The following is a 17,438-nucleotide window of genomic DNA, read 5'->3' as shown; positions in this document are numbered from 1 at the left end:
AGCGCGCTGATCTCGATCACGAACTTCCGCCGTAGCGCCCGCGAGAAGTCGCCGTAGCCCGCCGCCGCCAGGAGGAACGCGGCGGGGCCACCGATGACGTGCGCGCGGTACCATTGCTCCAGGCTGGTCCTCTCCTGCGGCAGGGGGGTCGGGCGCAGGCCGTAGCCCGGCGCCCGGTAGGCGCCCGCGCCGACCACGTCGTTCTCCCCCGGCACGAGGATCGGCAGGCCGTTGATCGTCGCCCCGAGCGCCAGGACGGCGGCGCGCTGCGCCTCCATGTCCTCGGGATCGGTGCAGTTGTCGATGCCGTCGCCCGAGACGTCCACGACGACCCGGTCGGCGGGCATCGGCAGGGCCGGGATGACGCTGGCCGCAACGGTGCGGAACATCTGGCCGAGGCAGGTGAACTCCCCCGCCTGCCGGGGCGTCGCGCGCACCTGCGCCGCCACCGCCGCCGCCTCGGCCCGGCTGGCGATGCGCCGCCAGGGCACCGGCACCCCCGCCTTGTCGGCCCAGGTCACCATCGTGAACAGGATGCCGCCGGGATTGCCGGTGATCGCCGCCACGACGCCCGGATCCTCCAGCGCCTCGGCGATCCCCTCCATCTGGAGACGGAAGCGGGTGTCGTCGACCGATTGCGACACGTCCACCGACACGACCAGGGCGGTGGCGACGGAGGCCGGCGGCCCCTCCCCCGCCGGGGCCGGGCCGGCGAGGAGGGCGGCGAGCCCGCAGGCGGCGAGGGCGCGTCTCATGCCTTCTCCGAGAAGCGCACGGCGCAGCCCGGCTCCCCGGCGACGAGGGCCGCGCCCCGCTCCCGTCCCAGCACCATGCAGGCGGTCGAGAGCCCGTCCGCCACGAGGCCCGAGGGGGCCGTGACCGTCACCGAGGCGAGGCCCCCCGGCGAGCGCCCGGTGGCCGGATCGTAGATGTGGTGGTCGGCAAAATCGGGTGAGAAGGCCATGTGGTAGTCGCCGGAGGTGGCGGCGAAACCGGTGAAGGGTGCGATCACCGCCGCGATCTCCCCCTCGCCGCGCGGGTCGGCGATCCCGAGGCGCCAGGGCGCGCCGTCGGGATGGGTCCCGGCCGCGCCGAACTCGCCGGTATCGACGAAGGCGTCCGCGACGCCCCGCGCCCGGAGCGCGGCCATCACCACGTCCGCCGCGTAGCCCTGGATCAGGGCGTTGAGGGTGAGTTCGGTGCCGGGCTCCAGCCGGATCGCCTCGGCCGTGCAGACGACCCGGCGCCAGCCGATCCGGACGAGGGCGGCCGCCAGCGCCTCGGATCCCGGCCGCTCCTTCCGCGCCGCCGCCTGCGACCAGACCGGCCAGAGGGGCTGCACCGTGGGATCGAAGGCCCCGCCGGTCCGCCCGGCCAGGGCGAGGGCGTGCGCGACGAGCACCCGCAGGTGCTCGGGAGGATCGGCGAGGACCCCCTCGCGGTTCAGGCGCGACAGGGCGCTGTCGGGGCGGAACAGGCTCGCCGCGGCCTCGATGGATCGCATGGCGGCGAACCCCTCGGACAGGGCCGCCTCCAGAACCTCTGGATCCGGCCCGGCGGCCACGAGGGACACGGTGGTGCCGAAGGCCAGCCCCGCCCGCTCGCGGGCGACGAGGCCCCTCCCCTCCGCCAGCGCCCGGAAGGCCGCCGCGCCGCCGAGGGCGAGGCCGCAGGCGCCGAGGATCGCCCGGCGGCGGGTGGGCCGCGCGCTCATCGGGACACCGCCAGCGGCCGGGGTACGATCCGCTTGGCGTGGCGCTTGGCCACCACCTGCGGCACGCACTGTCCGGGATCGTGGATGATCGTCACGCAATCCATGCACTGGAAGCACTCGGGGTAGTCGATCCGCCCGTCCGGGCGAATAGCGCCGTAGCGGCAGCGGACCTTGCAGAGCTGGCAGGGCGTGCCGCACTCCGCCCGGCGGGGGATCCAGTCGAGGATCCGCACGCGCCCGACGAGCGCCAGCGCGGCGCCGAGCGGGCAGAGGTAGCGGCAGAATCCCTTGTAGACGAACAGGTTGAGGACGATGAGCCCCACCGCGTAGGCGACGAAGGGCCATGTCCGCAGGAAGGACAGGGTGATCGCGGTCTTGAACGGCTCAGCCTCGGCGAAGGCGTCGGCCAGCGGCGAGGCCGCCGCCGTCGCCCCGAGGATCCCCGCCAGCACGGCGTATTTCACGAGGCGCAGCGCCCGGTCGAGGCGGGGCGGGACGGCGACCTGCCGGATCTTGAGCGGCTTCATCGCGAAGGCGGCGAGTTCCTGCATCGCGCCGAAGGGGCAGAGCCAGCCGCAGAAGGTCCCCCGCCCCCAGGCGACGAGGCTCGCCAGGACGAAGGCCCACAGCACCAGGGAGGGCGGATCGTAGAGCAGGAAGGCGAAGTCGTGGGTGCGCAAAGCCGCCCGGACCAGCCCCATCAGGGTGACGATGGAAAGCTGCGCCTGCGCCGCATACCCGACGAAGCCGAGCGTCACCGCCAGGAAGGCCAGCCGGAAGGCCGGGAAGCGGCGGGCATCGGCCACGAGCCCCTTCTGCCGGACCAGGACAGGCACCAGCACGGCGAGCATGAGCCCGAGGCCGAGGAGCGTCGGCCAGCGGGCGCGCCAGGATTCGGTCCAGTCCGGCTCGCCTTCCACGGCGACCTTGGTGAAGAGGTCGGCCGGCAACCGCGTCTCGACGGAAAACTCCCGCGCGATTTTTTCCGAGAGGATCTGCCCGCGCTCGCGGACGATTTTTTCGGTGAGGGTCCACGGGGCGGAGGGGTCGAAGCCGGCGGCCGAATCGATACGCAGGATCGTCCAGTCCCCCGGCGGCAGGCCCTCGCCAAGGCCCGCGCCCCGGCGCTCCACGGCCATGTCGCGGGCGTTGACCACAAGGCCGCCCTGCGAGACCGTGATCCTGTCCGGGACCGCGCCCATGACGAAGCTGTCGCCGATCGGGTTCTCGGGCGCGTCCGCCGGGCCGGCGCTCAGCACCATCACCGCGTGGTTGCCGGGGCCGAGCTCGCGCATCAGCGCGGCGAACCGGGCCTCCCCCAACAGGTTGCGGCCGATGGAGGGCACGTCGAGGAGGGCCACGACGAGGTCGGTGAGGACGTCGCCCGGCGCGCCCTCCCCCGCCTCCTCGACGCCCGTGCCCCGGAACGCCTGCGTCGCCTCGGCGCGGGTCACGGCCAGGCGCCGCACCCAGCCCCGCTCCACCAGGGCCGCGAGGGAGAGCCTGTCATACAGGTCGGGCTTGGCCTGGACGTTCAGGCCGACATTGGCCGCGCCGAAGCCGAGCTTGCCCCGGGCCACCGCCAGGGCCGAGGCCAGGACCGACTGGTTGATCGTCCGCGTCGAGGCGGTGGCCATGGCGATGCCGTCGACGGTGGTCTGCGGCGGAGCCCCGCCGGCGCGGGCATTGGGCCGCCCCACCCGGATCGGCTGGCGGGCCGAGAGGCCGACATACTGCTCCACGAAGGCGAAGAGAGGCTCCGAGCCCAGCCCCTCCAGGAAGACCGGCTCCTTGTGCGAGAGCACTTTCACGTCCCGGAAGGTGCCGTCGGGCGCCAGGGCGATCAGCAGGTCCGGCGGCGTGCCGCCGAAGCCGGGGATCGGCGCGAAATCGAGGGATTCGAAGGCGTAGGCGAAGACCTCGTAGGACCCCGCCTGCTGCTTCAGGATCGGCCAGACCGGCAGCCGGTCGTCCTTCTCGCCGACGACGAGGGGGGGCGGGAAGTTCTTCTCGATGTCCTTGCGGGAGAGCTCGCCGGCGGCGGCCGGGTGGAGAAAGGCCACGAGGACGAGCAGGAGCGCCGCCCATCCGGGGCGAAGAACGCCGGATCCACGCATCCCGCCCCGCTCGTTTCCTCATTCGTTGCCAACACGATAGGGCGCGGGGGAGTGGGGCCGGTATTGGACCAAAGGCTATAGGCGGATCGTGCGGTACCCCTCTCCCCGTCTTGCGGGGATCGTCGCGAAACGCGGTCATCGCTTGTCAGCCCGCCCTCGACCTCGGCCTAAGAGCCGGGCCGGAGACGTCACGACGGTCCTTCGACCCCATGGCGTCATTGCGAGCGCCAGCGAAGCAATCCAGAGAGCCGCCACCTCTGGAAGCGTCCCGCTGCCCTGGATTGCTTCGCTGGCGCTCGCAATGACGGTGGGTGAGACGCCCCGTCGTGACCTTTCCGCAAGCGGGAAGAGGAGGATTCAGCCTACCCCGCGAACCCACCCGCCCCCTGGTCGAAATCCAGATACGCGGTCTCGATCACGATCTGCGTCCGGCTGATCACTTCGAGCTTGCGCAGGATCTCGGAGACGTGGGCCTTCACGGTCGAGTCGCCGACCTGGAGTTCGTGGGCGATCTGCTTGTTGAGCTTGCCCTGGCGGATCATCATCAGCACGCGCATCTGCTGCGGCGTCAGGCGGGCGATGCGCTCGGCCAGCGGCGACTTGCGGTTCGCCGGGGGCGGCTCGGGCAGCCCGGCCAGCTCGGGGGGCGTGAACAGGGCGCCGTTCATCACCTCGGAGATGGCGCGGGTCAGCGTCGCCTTGTCCACGGCCTTGGGCACGAAGCCCGAGGCGCCGCGCTGGAGCGCCTCGCGCATGATGCGCGGGTCCTCCATGCCGGAGACGATCAGGACCGGCACCCGGGGGAAGCGGGCGCGGACGGCGACGAGCCCGTCGAAGCCGGCGACGCCCTGCATCGAGAGGTCGAGGAGCGTGAGGTCGATGCCGGGCTCCCGGGCCAGCACCTCGCAGGCGCCGCGGATGCCGTCCGCCTCGTGCAGAACGGCGTCGGGGAAGGCCAGAGTGATGGCGCTCGCCAGCGCCTCGCGGAAGAGAGGGTGGTCGTCGACGATCAGCAACTGCATCCCGGACATCCCCGTCTCGGCCGCGCCCCCGCGGATCATAGCCCCGGTCGCGGCCTGGGCAGAAGCGTCCGCCGCCTCGGCGTCCGGCATGGGCGTCAGCATGGGTCTCGTCGCAGGTCTGCCAGAGGGAGAAGGGGGCCGGATGGCGTGTCCCCGACCGGATCCGGGATCCGGCCGGGGCGCGAGTTCGGCGGGGCCGGAGACGGCCCCGCCATGGCGTCGTCTTAGCGCGACGCCACCTTCTTCGGCAGCTTGAAGGCCCAGAAGCTTCCGCCCTGGTTGATGCCCGCCGTGGTCTTGGCGACCTCGCCACCCCACAGCGGCACCGCGCCACCCCAGCCGGCGGTGACGCCGACCCACTGCTCGCCGTCCTGCTCCCAGGTGATCGGCGAGGAGACCACGCCGGTGCCGACCTGGAACTTCCACAGTTCCTCGCCGGTCTTGGCGTCGAAGGCCTTGAGGAAGCCCTCCGGCGTGCCCGTGAAGACGAGGCCGCCGCCGGTGGTGAGGATGCCGGCCCAGAGCGGCGCCTTGTTCTTGTACTCCCAGGCGATCTTGCCGGTGGCCGGGTCGATGGCCTTGAGCGAGCCGATATGGTCCTCGAAGGTCGGCTTGATGGTGAAGCCGGCGCCGAGATAGGCAGCGCCCTTCTTGTAGTTCACCGGCTCGTTCCAGATATCCATGCCCCACTCGTTCGAGGGGATGTAGAACAGCTTGGTGTCGGGGCTGTAGCCGATCGGGTTCCAGTTCTTGCCGCCGAGGAAGCCCGGCACGGCGAAGACGGACTTGCCCTTCTTCTCCTCGCCGGTCGCCTGGCTCGGGTCGCCGGGGCGGTTCTCGGGGTTGTAGATCGGGCGGCCGTCCTTATCGATGCCGCTCGCCCAGTTGATCTTGTTCACGAACGGCGTGGCCGAGATGAACTTCCCGTTGGTGCGGTCGAGGACGTAGAAGAAGCCGTTGCGGTCGGCGGTGGCGCCGGCCTTCACGGTCTTGCCGTCCTTCTGCATGTCGAAGGGCACGAACTCGTTCACGCCGTCAAAGTCCCAGCCGTCGTGCGGCGTGGTCTGGAAGCCCCACACGATCTCGCCGTTGTCCGGGTTGATCGCCAGCCGCGAGGCCGACCACTTGTTGTCGCCCGGGCGCAGCCAGGAGTTCCACGGGCCGGGGTTGCCGGTGCCCACGTAGATCATGTTGAGCTCGGGATCGTAGGTGCCGCCGAGCCAGGTGGCGCCGCCGCCGAACTTCCACATGTCGCCGGGCCAGGTCTCGTTGGTCTTGCCCGTCATGGTGGAGGGCTTGCCGTTGAGCTCGCCCATGTGGCCCTCGATGACGGGGCGCTTCCACACGATCTCGCCGGTCTCGGCATCGCGGGCCTCGATGCGGCCGACCACGCCGAACTCGCCGCCCGACACGCCGGTGATGATCTTGCCCTTCACGATCATCGGCGCGGCAGTGTAGCTGTAGCCGGACTTGAAGTCGTCGATGTCCTTGCGCCACGCCACCTTGCCGGTCTTGGCGTTGAGCGCCACCAGCTTGGCGTCGAGGGTGCCGAAATAGATGTTGTCCTTGTACAGGGCGGCGCCGCGGTTCACCACGTCACAGCAGGGCAGGATGCCCTCGGGCAGGCGGGCGTTGTATTCCCACTTCTTCTCGCCGGTGCGGGAATCGATGGCGTAGAGACGCGAATAGGAGCCGGTCACGTAGAGCGTGCCGTCCTTGACCAGCGCCTGGCTCTCCTGGCCGCGCTGCTTCTCACCGCCGAAGGAGAAGGACCACGCCGGGACGAGGGACTTCACGCTCTCCTTGTCGATGGCCTTGAGCGGGCTGTAGCGCTGGGCCTTCGGGCCGAGGCCGTAGGTGACGACGTCCTCGGGCGTCTTGGCGTCGTTGAGGATGTCCTGCTCGCTGACGCCCCCGCCCGAGGACGCTGCGGCGGTCTTCTCCGGCTCCTTGGCCATCGCCGAGAGGCTGGTGGCTCCGGCGGCCAGGGCGGCGAGGCCCACAGCCGTGAGAAACTGGACGCGCAATCTCATGACATCTCCTCCGCTCATTCGCCGGCCGATGGGGCTTTGACCCCTTGTTCGCGGCGCGGTCCGACACGATCCCAAGCCTAGGCCGAGTCCCGCGTCCGGGTTATTGGCCATAAGTCCAATCTAAGAGTTTTTCTCTGCAGTTGTCTGGCGTGCGCTGCAGCATAGGCCATGCATTCCCGGATGCTTTTGCCGGCATCGACTTCGGAAATGCAGTCGGCTCTGGATGACGCGGTGCGGTCAGTACCCGCCCGGCGCCTCGTACTCGACGCCGTGCTTGGCGAAGATCGCCTTCATCGCGCCGCCGTCGATCATCCCCGTCAGGGCCTCGCCCACGGCGTAGCCGAGGTCGCGGGAATCGCTCTTGACGGCGCCGCAGAGCTGCCAGGAGGTCTTGATCGGCCCGGCCATCTTGACCTGCGTCATCCCGATCGTGTCCCGCGCCGCGCCGGCCTTGGCGAGCGCTCCCTCGATCTCCGAGCGGGTGCCGGCCAGGATCGGCGCGTCGCCGGCGAGGAAGGCCTTCACCGCCTCGTCGAAGGTCTTGAAGTGCTTCAGGTTGCCGCGCAGCTTGCCGCCGTTGGCGGTGAGCAGCATCGCGTCGGAGGCGCTGTTGCCCTCGACGTCGATCGCCGCGTCGCCGATGTCGCCCAGCGTCTCGAAGTCGTCTGTCGCCCCCCGGCGCCACGCCAGGGCGAGGCGCTGCTCCAGGTAGGGCCGGGTGGTGAAGATCTGCTCGTTGCGCTGGGCGAACATCCGGTCCGAGGGCACGTGCAGCATCAGGTCCGAGAGGGCCGAGCCGGCGAGGTCGCCCCGCCACAGGGCGAGGCGCAGGTCGCCGTCGGAATTCTCGCCCGCATCGACGAGCTTCAGGTCGAGCTTCACCTTCAGGGCGTCGGCGAGCGCCCGGGCGAGATCGACCTCGATCCCCTCCGGCTTGCCGTCCTTCAGGGAGGAGAACGGCGCGTTGTCCTCGTAGAGCGCCACGCGCAGGGTGCCGTCGGCCTTCACCTCGTCGAGGGGGCGGGCGGCGGCGGTCCCGGCGGCGGTCAGGGGGACCGCCAAGGAGGCCGCCAAGGAGGCGGCCATCAGGAGGGGGCGGGCGTGGCGCGGGACGAGCATCGGGCCCTGCTCAGTTATCGACGTGCTGGGATTCGATGTACGAGCGGATGGCCCAGAGGCCCTCCTGCGAGATGACGCCCGCGAAGACCGGCATCTTGGTCATGCCGTCGACGATGGCGCCGTGGGTGACGCGCTCCTTAAACCACTCGTCGCCCTCCTTGCCCTTCTCCAGGTAGCGGAGATCCGGGGCGAGGCCGCCGGAGATCACCTCCAGGCCGTGGCAGCGGGCGCAGTTCTGGTTGTAGGCCGAGGAGCCGATCTTCACCGCTTGCTCGTTGCCGCGATAGGGGTTCTCGTCGCGCCACGTCTCGCCCAGCGGCGGCAGGCCGTCGGTGTTGACCGGCTGCGGCTGCACGTCGCCGTGGCCGAGCACGACGCTGCCCGACACCATGAGCGCGACGAGGGCGCCGCCTGCGAGCGCAAGCCTTCTGGACATCCGATTTCCTCCCTGGCGGCCATCGGCCTTGATTGAGCACAGGCTACCAACTCGGTCCGGACGAACCCATTGTGCTTTGGTACGGCACGCCGGGCCGCACCTTGGTCCTATTTCTTGATCGCCGCCGCGCGCCTATGTCCAAGGCACCAGCGAAGACTGGACAGGGCGGAGACGAGACCTGCCGGATGCGGGCGCTGATCGATCCGGCCGGCCGCGGCGCAAGCGGCCGGGCCGGGAGACGTGAGAGGCCACGGACGCGGTTCCCGCGCGGGGCCGTCCTGGCCTGCCTGCTCGCCGTCCTCGGCGCGGCGGATGCGCGGGCCGCCGAGCCGGTGGGCGTCGCCTATCTCGAGCGCCGGATCGAGCGCCCTAACCCCCTCAACAACGAGGATCCGGTTCCCGCCGACCAGGGCCTGCGCGGGGCGGAACTGGGCCTGCGCGACTCGAACGCCACCGGGCGGTTCGTCGGCCTGTCCCTCGCCCTCGACAAGGCCGTGGTCGAGCCCGGCGCCGATATCCGCGCGGCGCTCGCCGGACTCCTCGCGGGGCCGCTCCATCCCCGCTTCGTCGTCGTCAACGCCCCCGCCGAGGATCTGCTGGCGCTCGCCGACGCCCCCGAGGCGAAGGACGTGCTCTTCCTCAACATCGGGGCGCCCGACACCCGCCTGCGGGATGCCGACTGCCGGAAGCGGATCCTGCACGTCGCGCCCTCGCGGGCGATGCTGACGGACGCCCTCGTGCAACTCCTCGTGTTCAAGCGCTGGACGCGGATCCTGCTCGTGGCGGGGCCGGGCGCCGCCGACCGGCTCTACGCCGACTCCCTGCGCCGGAGCGCGAAGAAGTTCGGCGCGCGGATCGTGGCCGAGACCACCTTCGACGCCCGGGGGGCCGACCTGCGCGACAGCGCGCTCCGGGAATTCGCCCTGGCGACCCGCGGGCCGGAGCACGACGTGGTGGCGGTGGCCGACGAGGCCGGCGAGTTCGGCACCAACCTCGTCTACAACACGGAATCGCCCCGGCCCGTCGTCGGCACGCAGGGGCTTACCCCCGCCGCCTGGGGCCGGGCGGTGGAGGCCTGGGCCGCCGCGCAGTTGCAGGAGCGTTTCAGGAAGCTCGCGGGCCGGACCATGGACCCGGCCGATTGGGCGGGTTGGATGGCGGTCCACGCGGTCGGCGAGGCGGCGGTGAAGCTGAAATCGGCCGATCCGGCGGCGATCGCGACGCTGATGCAGAGCCCCGCCTTCGAGGTCGGGGGCTTCAAGGGGCGTGCGCTCAGCTTCCGCGCCTGGAACGGGCAGTTGCGCCAGCCGCTGTTCCTGCTCTGGCCCGGCGCCGTCGTCGGCGCCGCCCCCGTCGAGGGGTTCCTGCACCGGTCCACCGAACTCGACACGCTGGGCCTCGACAGGCCCGAGAGCGCCTGCAAGGCCTTCGGAGGATGAGATGACCGCACGCGCGCCTCGCCACCGGATCGCCCTGCTCGCGCTCACGGCGGCGCCGTTCCTCGGCCCCGCGCCCTCCCGCGCCGCCGAGATCTTCGTCACCAACGAGCGCGACAACACCGTCTCGGTGATCGATTCGGAGAGCTACGCCGTCACCCGCACCTTTCCCGTCGGCCGCAGGCCCCGGGGCGTGGTGTTCTCCAAGGACGGCAAGCGCCTGTTCGTCTGCGCGAGCGACTCCGATTCCGTGCAGGTCATCGATCCGGACGACGGCAAGCTCCTCGCGAACCTCCCCTCCGGCGAGGACCCGGAGCAGTTCGCCCTCTCCCCCGACGGGCGCACCCTGTTCATCGCCAACGAGAACAATGCCACCACCACCGTGGTCGATGTCGAGACCCACAGCGTGAAGGCGCAGATCGACGTCGGCATCGAGCCGGAGGGGATGGCGGTGAGCCCCGACGGCAAGACCGCCGTCACCACCTCCGAGACCACCAACATGGTCCACTGGATCGACGTCGCCACCCTCGCGGCGATCGACGCGACTCCCGTGGACCAGCGCCCCCGCCACGCGGAATTCACCAGGGACGGCAAGACCCTGTGGGTCTCCTCCGAGATCGGCGGCACCGTGGCGGTGATCGACGTGGCGACCCGCACCGTGCGCCATACGATCCGCTTCGAGATCAAGGGCGTGGCCTCCGACCGGATCCAGCCCGTCGGGATCAGCCTCACCGACGACGGCCGCCACGCCTTCGTGGCGCTCGGCCCCTCCGACCGCGTGGCGGTGGTCGATGCCAGGACCTTCGAGGTGACGGGCTACATCCTCGTCGGCCGCCGGGTCTGGCACACGGCGCTCACCCCCGGACAGGACCGCCTCGTCACCACCAATGGCGTCTCCGGCGACGTGACGGTCATCGACGTGGCCACGCTGAAGGCGATCCGCACGGTGAAGGTCGGGCGCTATCCCTGGGGCGCGGCGATCCGCCCCGTCCCCCCCGGCGGCGGGGTCGCGAAGTAGGGCGCCCGCCTGGCACGCGTGCCTCCCGATTGCCACATCTGCCCAGCGCGACTTATAGTTCATGTCCGAGGGCCGCCGCGCGAGAGTGGCCCCGCGAGGGGAGCGACGCCGTGATCGAAGGGACACGGATGCGCACGCATCTGTGCGGGATCCAGTCGGCCTGGACCGATGCCGCGGACGCGCGACAGGCCGTGGCCGCCGTCGCCGCGCTCCTCGACCGGCAGGCGGTCGGGCATCTCCTCGTCTTCTTCTCGCCCGCCTACGACGCCCGGGACCTCGTGGCGGCGGTGGCCGAGCATTGCCCCGGGGTCTCGCTCCTCGGCTGCAGCACCTCGGGGGGGATCAGCCCCGCCGGCGCCATCGACCGCGGCCTCGTGGCGATCGCCTTCCCGCGCCAGGGCTTCCGCATCGCCAGCGCCGCGCTGACGCGGATCGACCACCTCGACGTCGGCGACGCCGCGTCGACGGTGCGGGGCCTGCGGCGGCACCTCGACCAGATCCGGCCCGAGGCCGCCTCCGGCAGCCAGTTCGCCCTGTCCCTCATCGACGCCCTCGCCAACGCCGAGGAGACGGTGGTCTCGGCGGTGGCCTGGGCGCTCGACGGCATCCCCCTGGTCGGCGGATCGGCCGGCGACGACCTCGCCTTCTCGGGCACGGTGCTGATCCACGACGGCGCGATCCACACCAACGCGGCCGTGCTGATCCTCGTCGAGACCGATTTCCCGATCCGCATCTTCAAGAGCGACAACTTCGCGCCGACCCAGCGCAAGTTCGTCGTCACCTCGGCCTCCGAGGAGAACCGCCGCGTCCACGAACTGAACGCCGAGCCGGCGGCCTGGGAATACGCCCGCGCGGTGGGGCTCGACCCGCAGCACCTCACCCCGATGAGCTTCGCCGCTTATCCGCTGGCGGTGAAGGTCGGCGGCGAGTACTATTGCCGCTCGATCAGCCGCGTGGAGCCCGACGGGTCCCTGACCCTGTTCTGCGCCATCAGCGAGGGGGCCGTGCTGACGCTCGCCGAGCCGCACGACATCGTGGAGGCGACCCGCGCCGAACTCTCGGGCCTCGACGCCACGCTCGGCGGCCTCGACCTCGTGATCGGGTTCGACTGCGTGCTCCGCCGCCTCGACGCCGAGAGCCGCCAGGTGCGCCACCGCATCTCCGACCTCTATTCCCGCTACGGGGTGGTCGGCTTCGAGACCTACGGCGAGCAGTACCGCTCGATGCACCTGAACCAGACCTTCACGGGCATCGCCATCGGCCGGAACCATCCCGCGTGACCGGATCGCCGGTGCTCGACGCGGGCGGCGAGGCCGAGGACGCCGGATCCAACGAGGCCCTGGCCCGCCGCGTCGCCAAGCTCGAGCGGATCAACGCCGCGCTGATGGCCCATGTCGAGCGGACCATGGACCAGCAGGGCGGGGCCTACGCCCTGTTCCAGACGGCGATCATGCTGGAGGGGCGGGTCCGCTCCCGCACGGAGGAGCTCACCTCCCTGATGAAGAGCCTGGAGGGCTCCAACGCGGCGCTCCAGGCGGCCAAGGACGAGGCGGAGACCGCCAACCGCTCGAAGACGCGCTTCCTCGCCGCCGCGAGCCACGACCTGCTCCAGCCCCTCAACGCCGCGCGGCTCTCCCTCTCGGCGCTCGCCGACCTCGCCCCCGGCCCCGAGGCGCAGACCGTGGCGCGGCAGGTCGAGCGGGGCCTCCAGACCATCGAGGACCTGATCAAGGCGCTGATCGACATCTCGAAGCTCGATGCCGGCGTGGTGCTGCCGGTGATCAAGCCGGTGCGCCTCGCCGACCTCGTCGCCCATCTCGAGACGAGCTTCCGCCCCTTCGCCGAGCGCAAGGGGTTGCGCCTCGTGACCCGCACCCACGATCTCGTGGTCGCCACCGACCTCGTCCTGCTCCAGCGGATCCTGCAGAACCTCGTCTCCAACGCCGTGCGCTACACCGAGGCCGGCGGCATCCTGATCGGCGTGCGCCGCCGGGGCGGCCTGTGCCGGATCGACGTGGTCGATACCGGCTGCGGCATCCCCGAGGAGGAGCGCGCCCTGGTCTTCGAGGAGTTCTTCCGCGGCACCGGCGAGGGCGAGGATGCGGGCGGGCCGGGCCTCGGCCTCGGCCTGTCCATCGTCCAGCGCACGGCGAGCGCCCTCGGGCATCCGGTGCGGCTGCATTCCCGCGTCGGGCGGGGCACGCGGATGAGCCTCGAACTGCCCCTGGCCGACCTCGCCCCCGATGCGCAGGCGCACCCCGCGCCGGTCGCCACCACCCTCACCGGCGCGCGGGTGCTCGTCATCGAGAACGACGCCTCCACCGCCGAGGCCCTGGAGCGCCTCCTGCGCGGCTGGGACGCGGAGGTGGAGAGCCACCGGGGGCTCGGCGGAGTGGTGGACTCCCTGCGCCACGGGATGCGCCGCCCCGACGTGATGATCATCGACTACCACCTGTCCGACGGGGCCTGCGGCCTCGACGTGGTGGACCACCTGCGCCGGGAGCGGGACTGGTTCACCCCCGTCATCGTCACCACCGCCGATTACGGGCTGGAGGTCGGGCGGCGGGTGGTGGAGGCGAAGGCCGAGCTGATGCACAAGCCGGTCAAGCCGGCGCAGCTGCGCGCCCTGCTCGCCTACCTCCTGGCCTGATCCGGCCCGGTCCCGCTCGCTGTTTCGCCCTGTCGGCTCCGCCGGCGACGGCAGAGGATTGCGCATCGCGCAAGCAACGCTGCAGTGAATGCCAAATAAAGCGATTGTTAATTAGTGCGCTTTATTGAAAAGCAGCAGAAGCTGTCATTTCCAGCCCGCGAGCGATGGCCCCATCCCCGACGAGCATTGCGACATCGGCCCCGCACGGCCCCCGCCGCCGCACGGGAACGCTGCGCCGCTTCGTCCGTGCCCGCCAGGGGGCGACGGCGGTCGAGTTCGGATTGATCGCCCTGCCGTTCCTCGCCCTCCTCGGTGCCAGCCTGGAGAACGCCCTCGTCTGCTGGCAGCAGGAGATCCTGCAGCAGGCCGTCGTCGATGCCGGCCGCCAGATCTACACCGGCAAGTTCCAGACCGCGAATGCCGGCGTCACCAACGCCTCCACCCTGATGAACAACTTCCGCACGGCGCTGTGCACCCGCTCTGACGGCACCCCGCGCACCACCATCTTCCCCTGTGCCAACGTCCGCGTCAGCGTGACCTCGGCCTCGACCTTCTCCTCCGCCGCCCCGGTCTCGCCGACGGCCACGAACGGCAGCGGCGCCAGCGACTGGAACGGGAATTTCAGCTCCTACACCTGCGGCGGCGCGTCGGCGATCATGGTGGTGCAGGCGGCGGTCGACATCCCGGTGTTCTTCACCTTCCTCGGCGCCCAGACCGTGACCCTGCCGAACCGGCGCCGGGTGCTCCAGGCCGCCACGGTGTTCAAGGTCGAGCCCTACACGATGAACTCGGTCTGCTCGTGAGGGACCGGCTCCTCTCCCGCTTCGCGGCGGCGCGGGGCGGCGTCGCGGCGCTCGAATTCGCGATGATCCTGCCGCTGCTGGTCGCCGGCTATTTCGGGACGGTGGAGCTGACCCGCCTCATCGACGTCAACCGCAAGCTGTCGCAATTCGCCCGGACTATGGCCGACCTCTCGGGGCGGGCGGACAATTCCTCGCCCACCGCGGCGGACATGGCCAACCTGACCACGGCGGCCTCGGCGATCCTGCGCCCCCTCGACACCTCCGGCCTGCAGATCACCGTCAGCGCGATGGGCGTCGAATCCATCGGCGGCAGCCTCTACGGCGGCGTCTGCTCCTCCTGGGCGCAGAACGCGAGCCCGCGGGCGCGCCTCACCGTCAACGGCAGCAACGGCCTGCCCGCCACCCCCGCCGCGTATCAGTTCGACGGCGCGCGCTACATCCTCTCCGAGGTCACGATGGCCTACACGCCGATGATCGGGAGCAACCTCTACCGCTGGATCTTTGGCAGCCGGGGCTTGGTGTTCACCCGGCAGATCCCCTGGGCCCAGCGCACCTCCGCCGAGATCGTGATGCCCGGCGGATCCAACTGCCCGACCTACTGACCGCGCCTTCGCCCCGCCCGTCCCCGCCGCCCGAGTCCGCCCGCGTGTCCGATCCCGCCCCCCAGCCCGGCCCGCGCCCGATCCCGGCCCGTGCCCGCCTGACCCGCCTGCTCCGCCGCTTCGGCCGGGGCCGGTCCGGCCAGGTGGTCATCTCCTTCGCCCTCGCCCTGATCCCGATCCTCGCCGCCTCCGGCGCGGCGGTGGACTACGGACGGCGCAACGCGGCCAAGGCCCAGCTCGACACCGCCGTGGACGGGGCGGTGCTGGCCATCATCAGCCGGAAGTCGAACAGCATCGACTCGGCCGCGATCACGGGGCTGGAAACGCAGTTCCGCACCGAGGCGGCGAAGGTGCCGGGCGTGACGATCACGTCCTTCGTCGCGACGCCGACCGTCACGGCCTCGACCATCGGCGTGGCGGCGACCTACCGCGCCACGGTGAGGACGACCTTCGGCGGCATCATGAACGTATCGACCATGATGATCGCGGGAAGCTCGGCGGCTTCGCGCAACATCATGCAGTACATCAACTTCTATCTGCTGCTCGACAACTCGCCCTCGATGGGCTTGGCCGCCACCGATGCCGACGTCGCGAACATGAAGCGCGTGACGCCAAATGGGTGCGCCTTCGCCTGCCACCAGCACACGTACGATTCACAGGGCAACGTCACCGGCGACGATCCGAACGACTATTATCACGTCGCCCAGCGCAACAACATCAAGCTGCGCATCCAGGTGCTGCGCGACGCCGTCTCGGCCCTCGTCGATCAAGCCAACGCGACGATGACCCTGGCGCAACAGTACCAGATGGAGATGTGGACCTTCAACGATTCCACCACCCAGACCCGCCTCCAGGCGATGACGCCGCTCTTGAGCCAGATCAAGAACGCGGCCCCGAACATCGACATCGCCTACGCCTACCAGAACCAGGCGGACAACCAGACCGATTTCGAACGGGCGATCGCGAAGATGAACTCCGTGATCCCGGCGAGCGGCACCGGGATCACGGCGCTCTCACCGGTGCGGTTCCTGTTCTTCGTCACCGACGGCGTCGAGGACACCGCGGGCAGCGTGACCAATCAGAGCGCGGGCTTCCAGATCAACAGCAACCGGTTCATCGGGCCGTTCTCGCCCTCGACGTGCAACGCCCTCAAGGCGAACAACGTGCGTATCGGCATCATCTATACCCAGTATTTGCCGATCTACGACAACGGCTTCTACAATTCGTACGTGAAGCCCTATGAGAACAAGATCGGCCCGATGCTGAAGGCCTGCGCAACCGAGGGCCTGTACTTCCCGGTTTCCTCGGGTGGCGACATCACTGCCGCGATGCTCAACTTGTTCTCGACAGCCGTCGCGTCGGTGAAGATCACGAATTAAGGCGATGCGGACAATTTGAGCGATCGGCCTCACGGGTCTTCCATGCCCCCCTGGCATGATCGGGGCGTCGCTTGAGGCATCCCATGACCGAACGCCGTGTCCATCCCCGCCTACGCCTCGAGATGCCCGGGCGCATCTGCCTCGACGAGCATCGCTCCCTCTCCTGCCTTGTCTACGACCAGTCCGAGGGCGGGGTGCGCGTGACGCTTCCCGACGCCGACCTCATCCCCGAGACCTTCCTCCTCGAATTGAACGAGGCGCCGGCCTTCTTCATCTGCCAGACCGTCTGGCGCAAGGGCGAGGAGATCGGCGCCCAGACCCGGGCCGCCTGACCTTCTGACCGAACCCGGCGCGTCCTCCGCCGGCGAGGGCGCCGGAGGGATCCGGAACGAAACCGCGCCGCTCCGGCCGCGCGCCTCTGATTCGCGCTGCGCCCGCCGAAGGGCCGGCCGAAGCCTGATCGGGCCTCCTGCGGCCCGCGAGCCATGCGATCCGCGGCCCCCTCCCCCGCGCCGAAGCCCTCGACAAACCGCTCGGCGGGGTCTCCGGGGCGTTCTTTTGTGCGCTGCCGCACGGGATGGCGGCATCCCTGCCACCCCGTGTGGCAGCGCGGACGTCCGGTCGTCGATCGGTGCGGCCTATTCCGGCACCTCCCGCCAAGTCCGACCCTGTCGTCGCAGCCGCCGTGAGGCCATTCCGGCGGCCCGGGACAGGCGTCGCAGGTGCCGATGAAACAGTCTCTGGTTGAATCCAGCGGAAGCGACCTCGGATGCCGGCGGTTTTCATTAACCACACGGCCAAAGGCAGGCGATTTAACTTTAAATTTTCGGCTATTAACTAAGAATAGGCCGCTTTGCAGGGCGCGCGCGACTTGAAGCGTCCTCGGCAGAAACCTATAAAATGCGTGTTAATGATCCATTCACCATTGAAAACTGATGACGCAGCCTCAGGCGTCGATCAAGGAGAAGCACGCATGCTGCGCACCGCGCGGACAACGCCCCCTGCCCTGTCCGCCCAGACGGTGCCGTCTCAGATGACCCCACGCCCGCATCAGGACGGGAGGGTCGAGGGGCCGGTATCGAACGCCGGCCTGTCCCGCGCGGCCAAGC

At 70.3% G+C, this 17,438-nt stretch carries 15 protein-coding genes; 8 read left to right on the top strand and 7 right to left on the bottom strand.

Annotation, left to right across the window (positions count from 1 at the left end):
* The 7 genes from MFF06_RS21805 to pedF form a co-directional block, all read right to left on the bottom strand.
* Positions 1 to 755 (bottom strand): DUF1194 domain-containing protein (locus MFF06_RS21805; RefSeq protein ID WP_238208131.1); only part of this gene is annotated, 755 nt, incomplete at its 3' end.
* Positions 752 to 1,714: an FAD:protein FMN transferase gene (locus MFF06_RS21800; protein ID WP_238208129.1), complete on the bottom strand. Its 963-nt coding sequence runs from the start codon at positions 1,712 to 1,714 to the stop codon at positions 752 to 754. The genes MFF06_RS21800 and MFF06_RS21805, both read right to left, overlap by 4 nt.
* On the bottom strand, positions 1,711 to 3,831 hold the full coding sequence (locus tag MFF06_RS21795; protein WP_238208112.1) for a 4Fe-4S binding protein: 2,121 nt from the start codon (positions 3,829 to 3,831) through the stop codon (positions 1,711 to 1,713). Before MFF06_RS21795 ends, MFF06_RS21800 begins: the two co-directional genes overlap by 4 nt.
* 362 nt (positions 3,832 to 4,193) lie before the next feature.
* Positions 4,194 to 4,853, bottom strand: a complete 660-nt coding sequence (locus MFF06_RS21790) for a response regulator (RefSeq protein ID WP_238208139.1) — start codon at positions 4,851 to 4,853, stop codon at positions 4,194 to 4,196.
* Between the two features lie 224 nt (positions 4,854 to 5,077).
* Positions 5,078 to 6,886 (bottom strand): PQQ-dependent methanol/ethanol family dehydrogenase, encoded by a 1,809-nt coding sequence (locus MFF06_RS21785; RefSeq protein WP_283207304.1) that lies wholly within the window; start codon positions 6,884 to 6,886, stop codon positions 5,078 to 5,080.
* Between the two features lie 237 nt (positions 6,887 to 7,123).
* Positions 7,124 to 8,005 (bottom strand): substrate-binding periplasmic protein, encoded by an 882-nt coding sequence (locus MFF06_RS21780; protein WP_238208109.1) that lies wholly within the window; start codon positions 8,003 to 8,005, stop codon positions 7,124 to 7,126.
* 10 nt (positions 8,006 to 8,015) lie between these two features.
* Positions 8,016 to 8,441: a cytochrome c-550 PedF gene (gene pedF, locus MFF06_RS21775; protein ID WP_370876768.1), complete on the bottom strand. Its 426-nt coding sequence runs from the start codon at positions 8,439 to 8,441 to the stop codon at positions 8,016 to 8,018.
* Positions 8,442 to 8,626: 185 nt separating this feature from the next.
* Between pedF and pedA1 the strand changes: the two genes are divergently transcribed.
* The 8 genes from pedA1 to MFF06_RS21735 all read left to right on the top strand — a co-directional run bounded on the left by pedA1 (position 8,627) and on the right by MFF06_RS21735 (position 16,661).
* On the top strand, positions 8,627 to 9,880 hold the full coding sequence (gene pedA1 / locus MFF06_RS21770) for a lanthanide ABC transporter ABC transporter substrate-binding protein PedA1 (RefSeq protein WP_238208107.1): 1,254 nt from the start codon (positions 8,627 to 8,629) through the stop codon (positions 9,878 to 9,880).
* 1 nt (position 9,881) lies between these two features.
* Positions 9,882 to 10,895: a PQQ-dependent catabolism-associated beta-propeller protein gene (locus MFF06_RS21765; protein WP_238208105.1), complete on the top strand. Its 1,014-nt coding sequence runs from the start codon at positions 9,882 to 9,884 to the stop codon at positions 10,893 to 10,895.
* 110 nt (positions 10,896 to 11,005) lie between these two features.
* Positions 11,006 to 12,175: an FIST N-terminal domain-containing protein gene (locus MFF06_RS21760; protein ID WP_238208103.1), complete on the top strand. Its 1,170-nt coding sequence runs from the start codon at positions 11,006 to 11,008 to the stop codon at positions 12,173 to 12,175.
* 104 nt (positions 12,176 to 12,279) lie between these two features.
* Positions 12,280 to 13,545, top strand: coding sequence for an ATP-binding response regulator (locus MFF06_RS21755; RefSeq protein WP_238208133.1), 1,266 nt, complete (start codon positions 12,280 to 12,282; stop codon positions 13,543 to 13,545).
* A 164-nt stretch (positions 13,546 to 13,709) separates the two neighbouring features.
* The gene (locus MFF06_RS21750) at positions 13,710 to 14,348 is read left to right on the top strand and encodes a TadE/TadG family type IV pilus assembly protein (RefSeq protein WP_238208093.1); all 639 of its coding nucleotides are present in this window, start codon (positions 13,710 to 13,712) and stop codon (positions 14,346 to 14,348) included.
* Positions 14,345 to 14,950 (top strand): TadE/TadG family type IV pilus assembly protein, encoded by a 606-nt coding sequence (locus tag MFF06_RS21745; protein ID WP_238208091.1) that lies wholly within the window; start codon positions 14,345 to 14,347, stop codon positions 14,948 to 14,950. The genes MFF06_RS21750 and MFF06_RS21745 overlap by 4 nt, the downstream gene beginning before the upstream one ends.
* Before the next feature lie 44 nt (positions 14,951 to 14,994).
* A complete protein-coding gene (locus MFF06_RS21740; RefSeq protein ID WP_238208089.1) occupies positions 14,995 to 16,329 on the top strand; it encodes a TadE/TadG family type IV pilus assembly protein in 1,335 nt (444 codons plus the stop codon).
* Positions 16,330 to 16,412: 83 nt separating this feature from the next.
* Entirely contained in the window at positions 16,413 to 16,661 is a 249-nt protein-coding gene (locus tag MFF06_RS21735; protein ID WP_238208087.1) for a PilZ domain-containing protein, read from the top strand.
* The last annotated feature ends 777 nt before the right edge of the window (positions 16,662 to 17,438 follow it).

The sequence above is a fragment of the Methylobacterium aerolatum genome, from assembly GCF_022179085.1.
Lineage (GTDB): Bacteria > Pseudomonadota > Alphaproteobacteria > Rhizobiales > Beijerinckiaceae > Methylobacterium > Methylobacterium aerolatum.
Note: the sequence above shows the minus strand (reverse complement) of the source record. Positions and strands in the feature narration are given on the sequence as shown.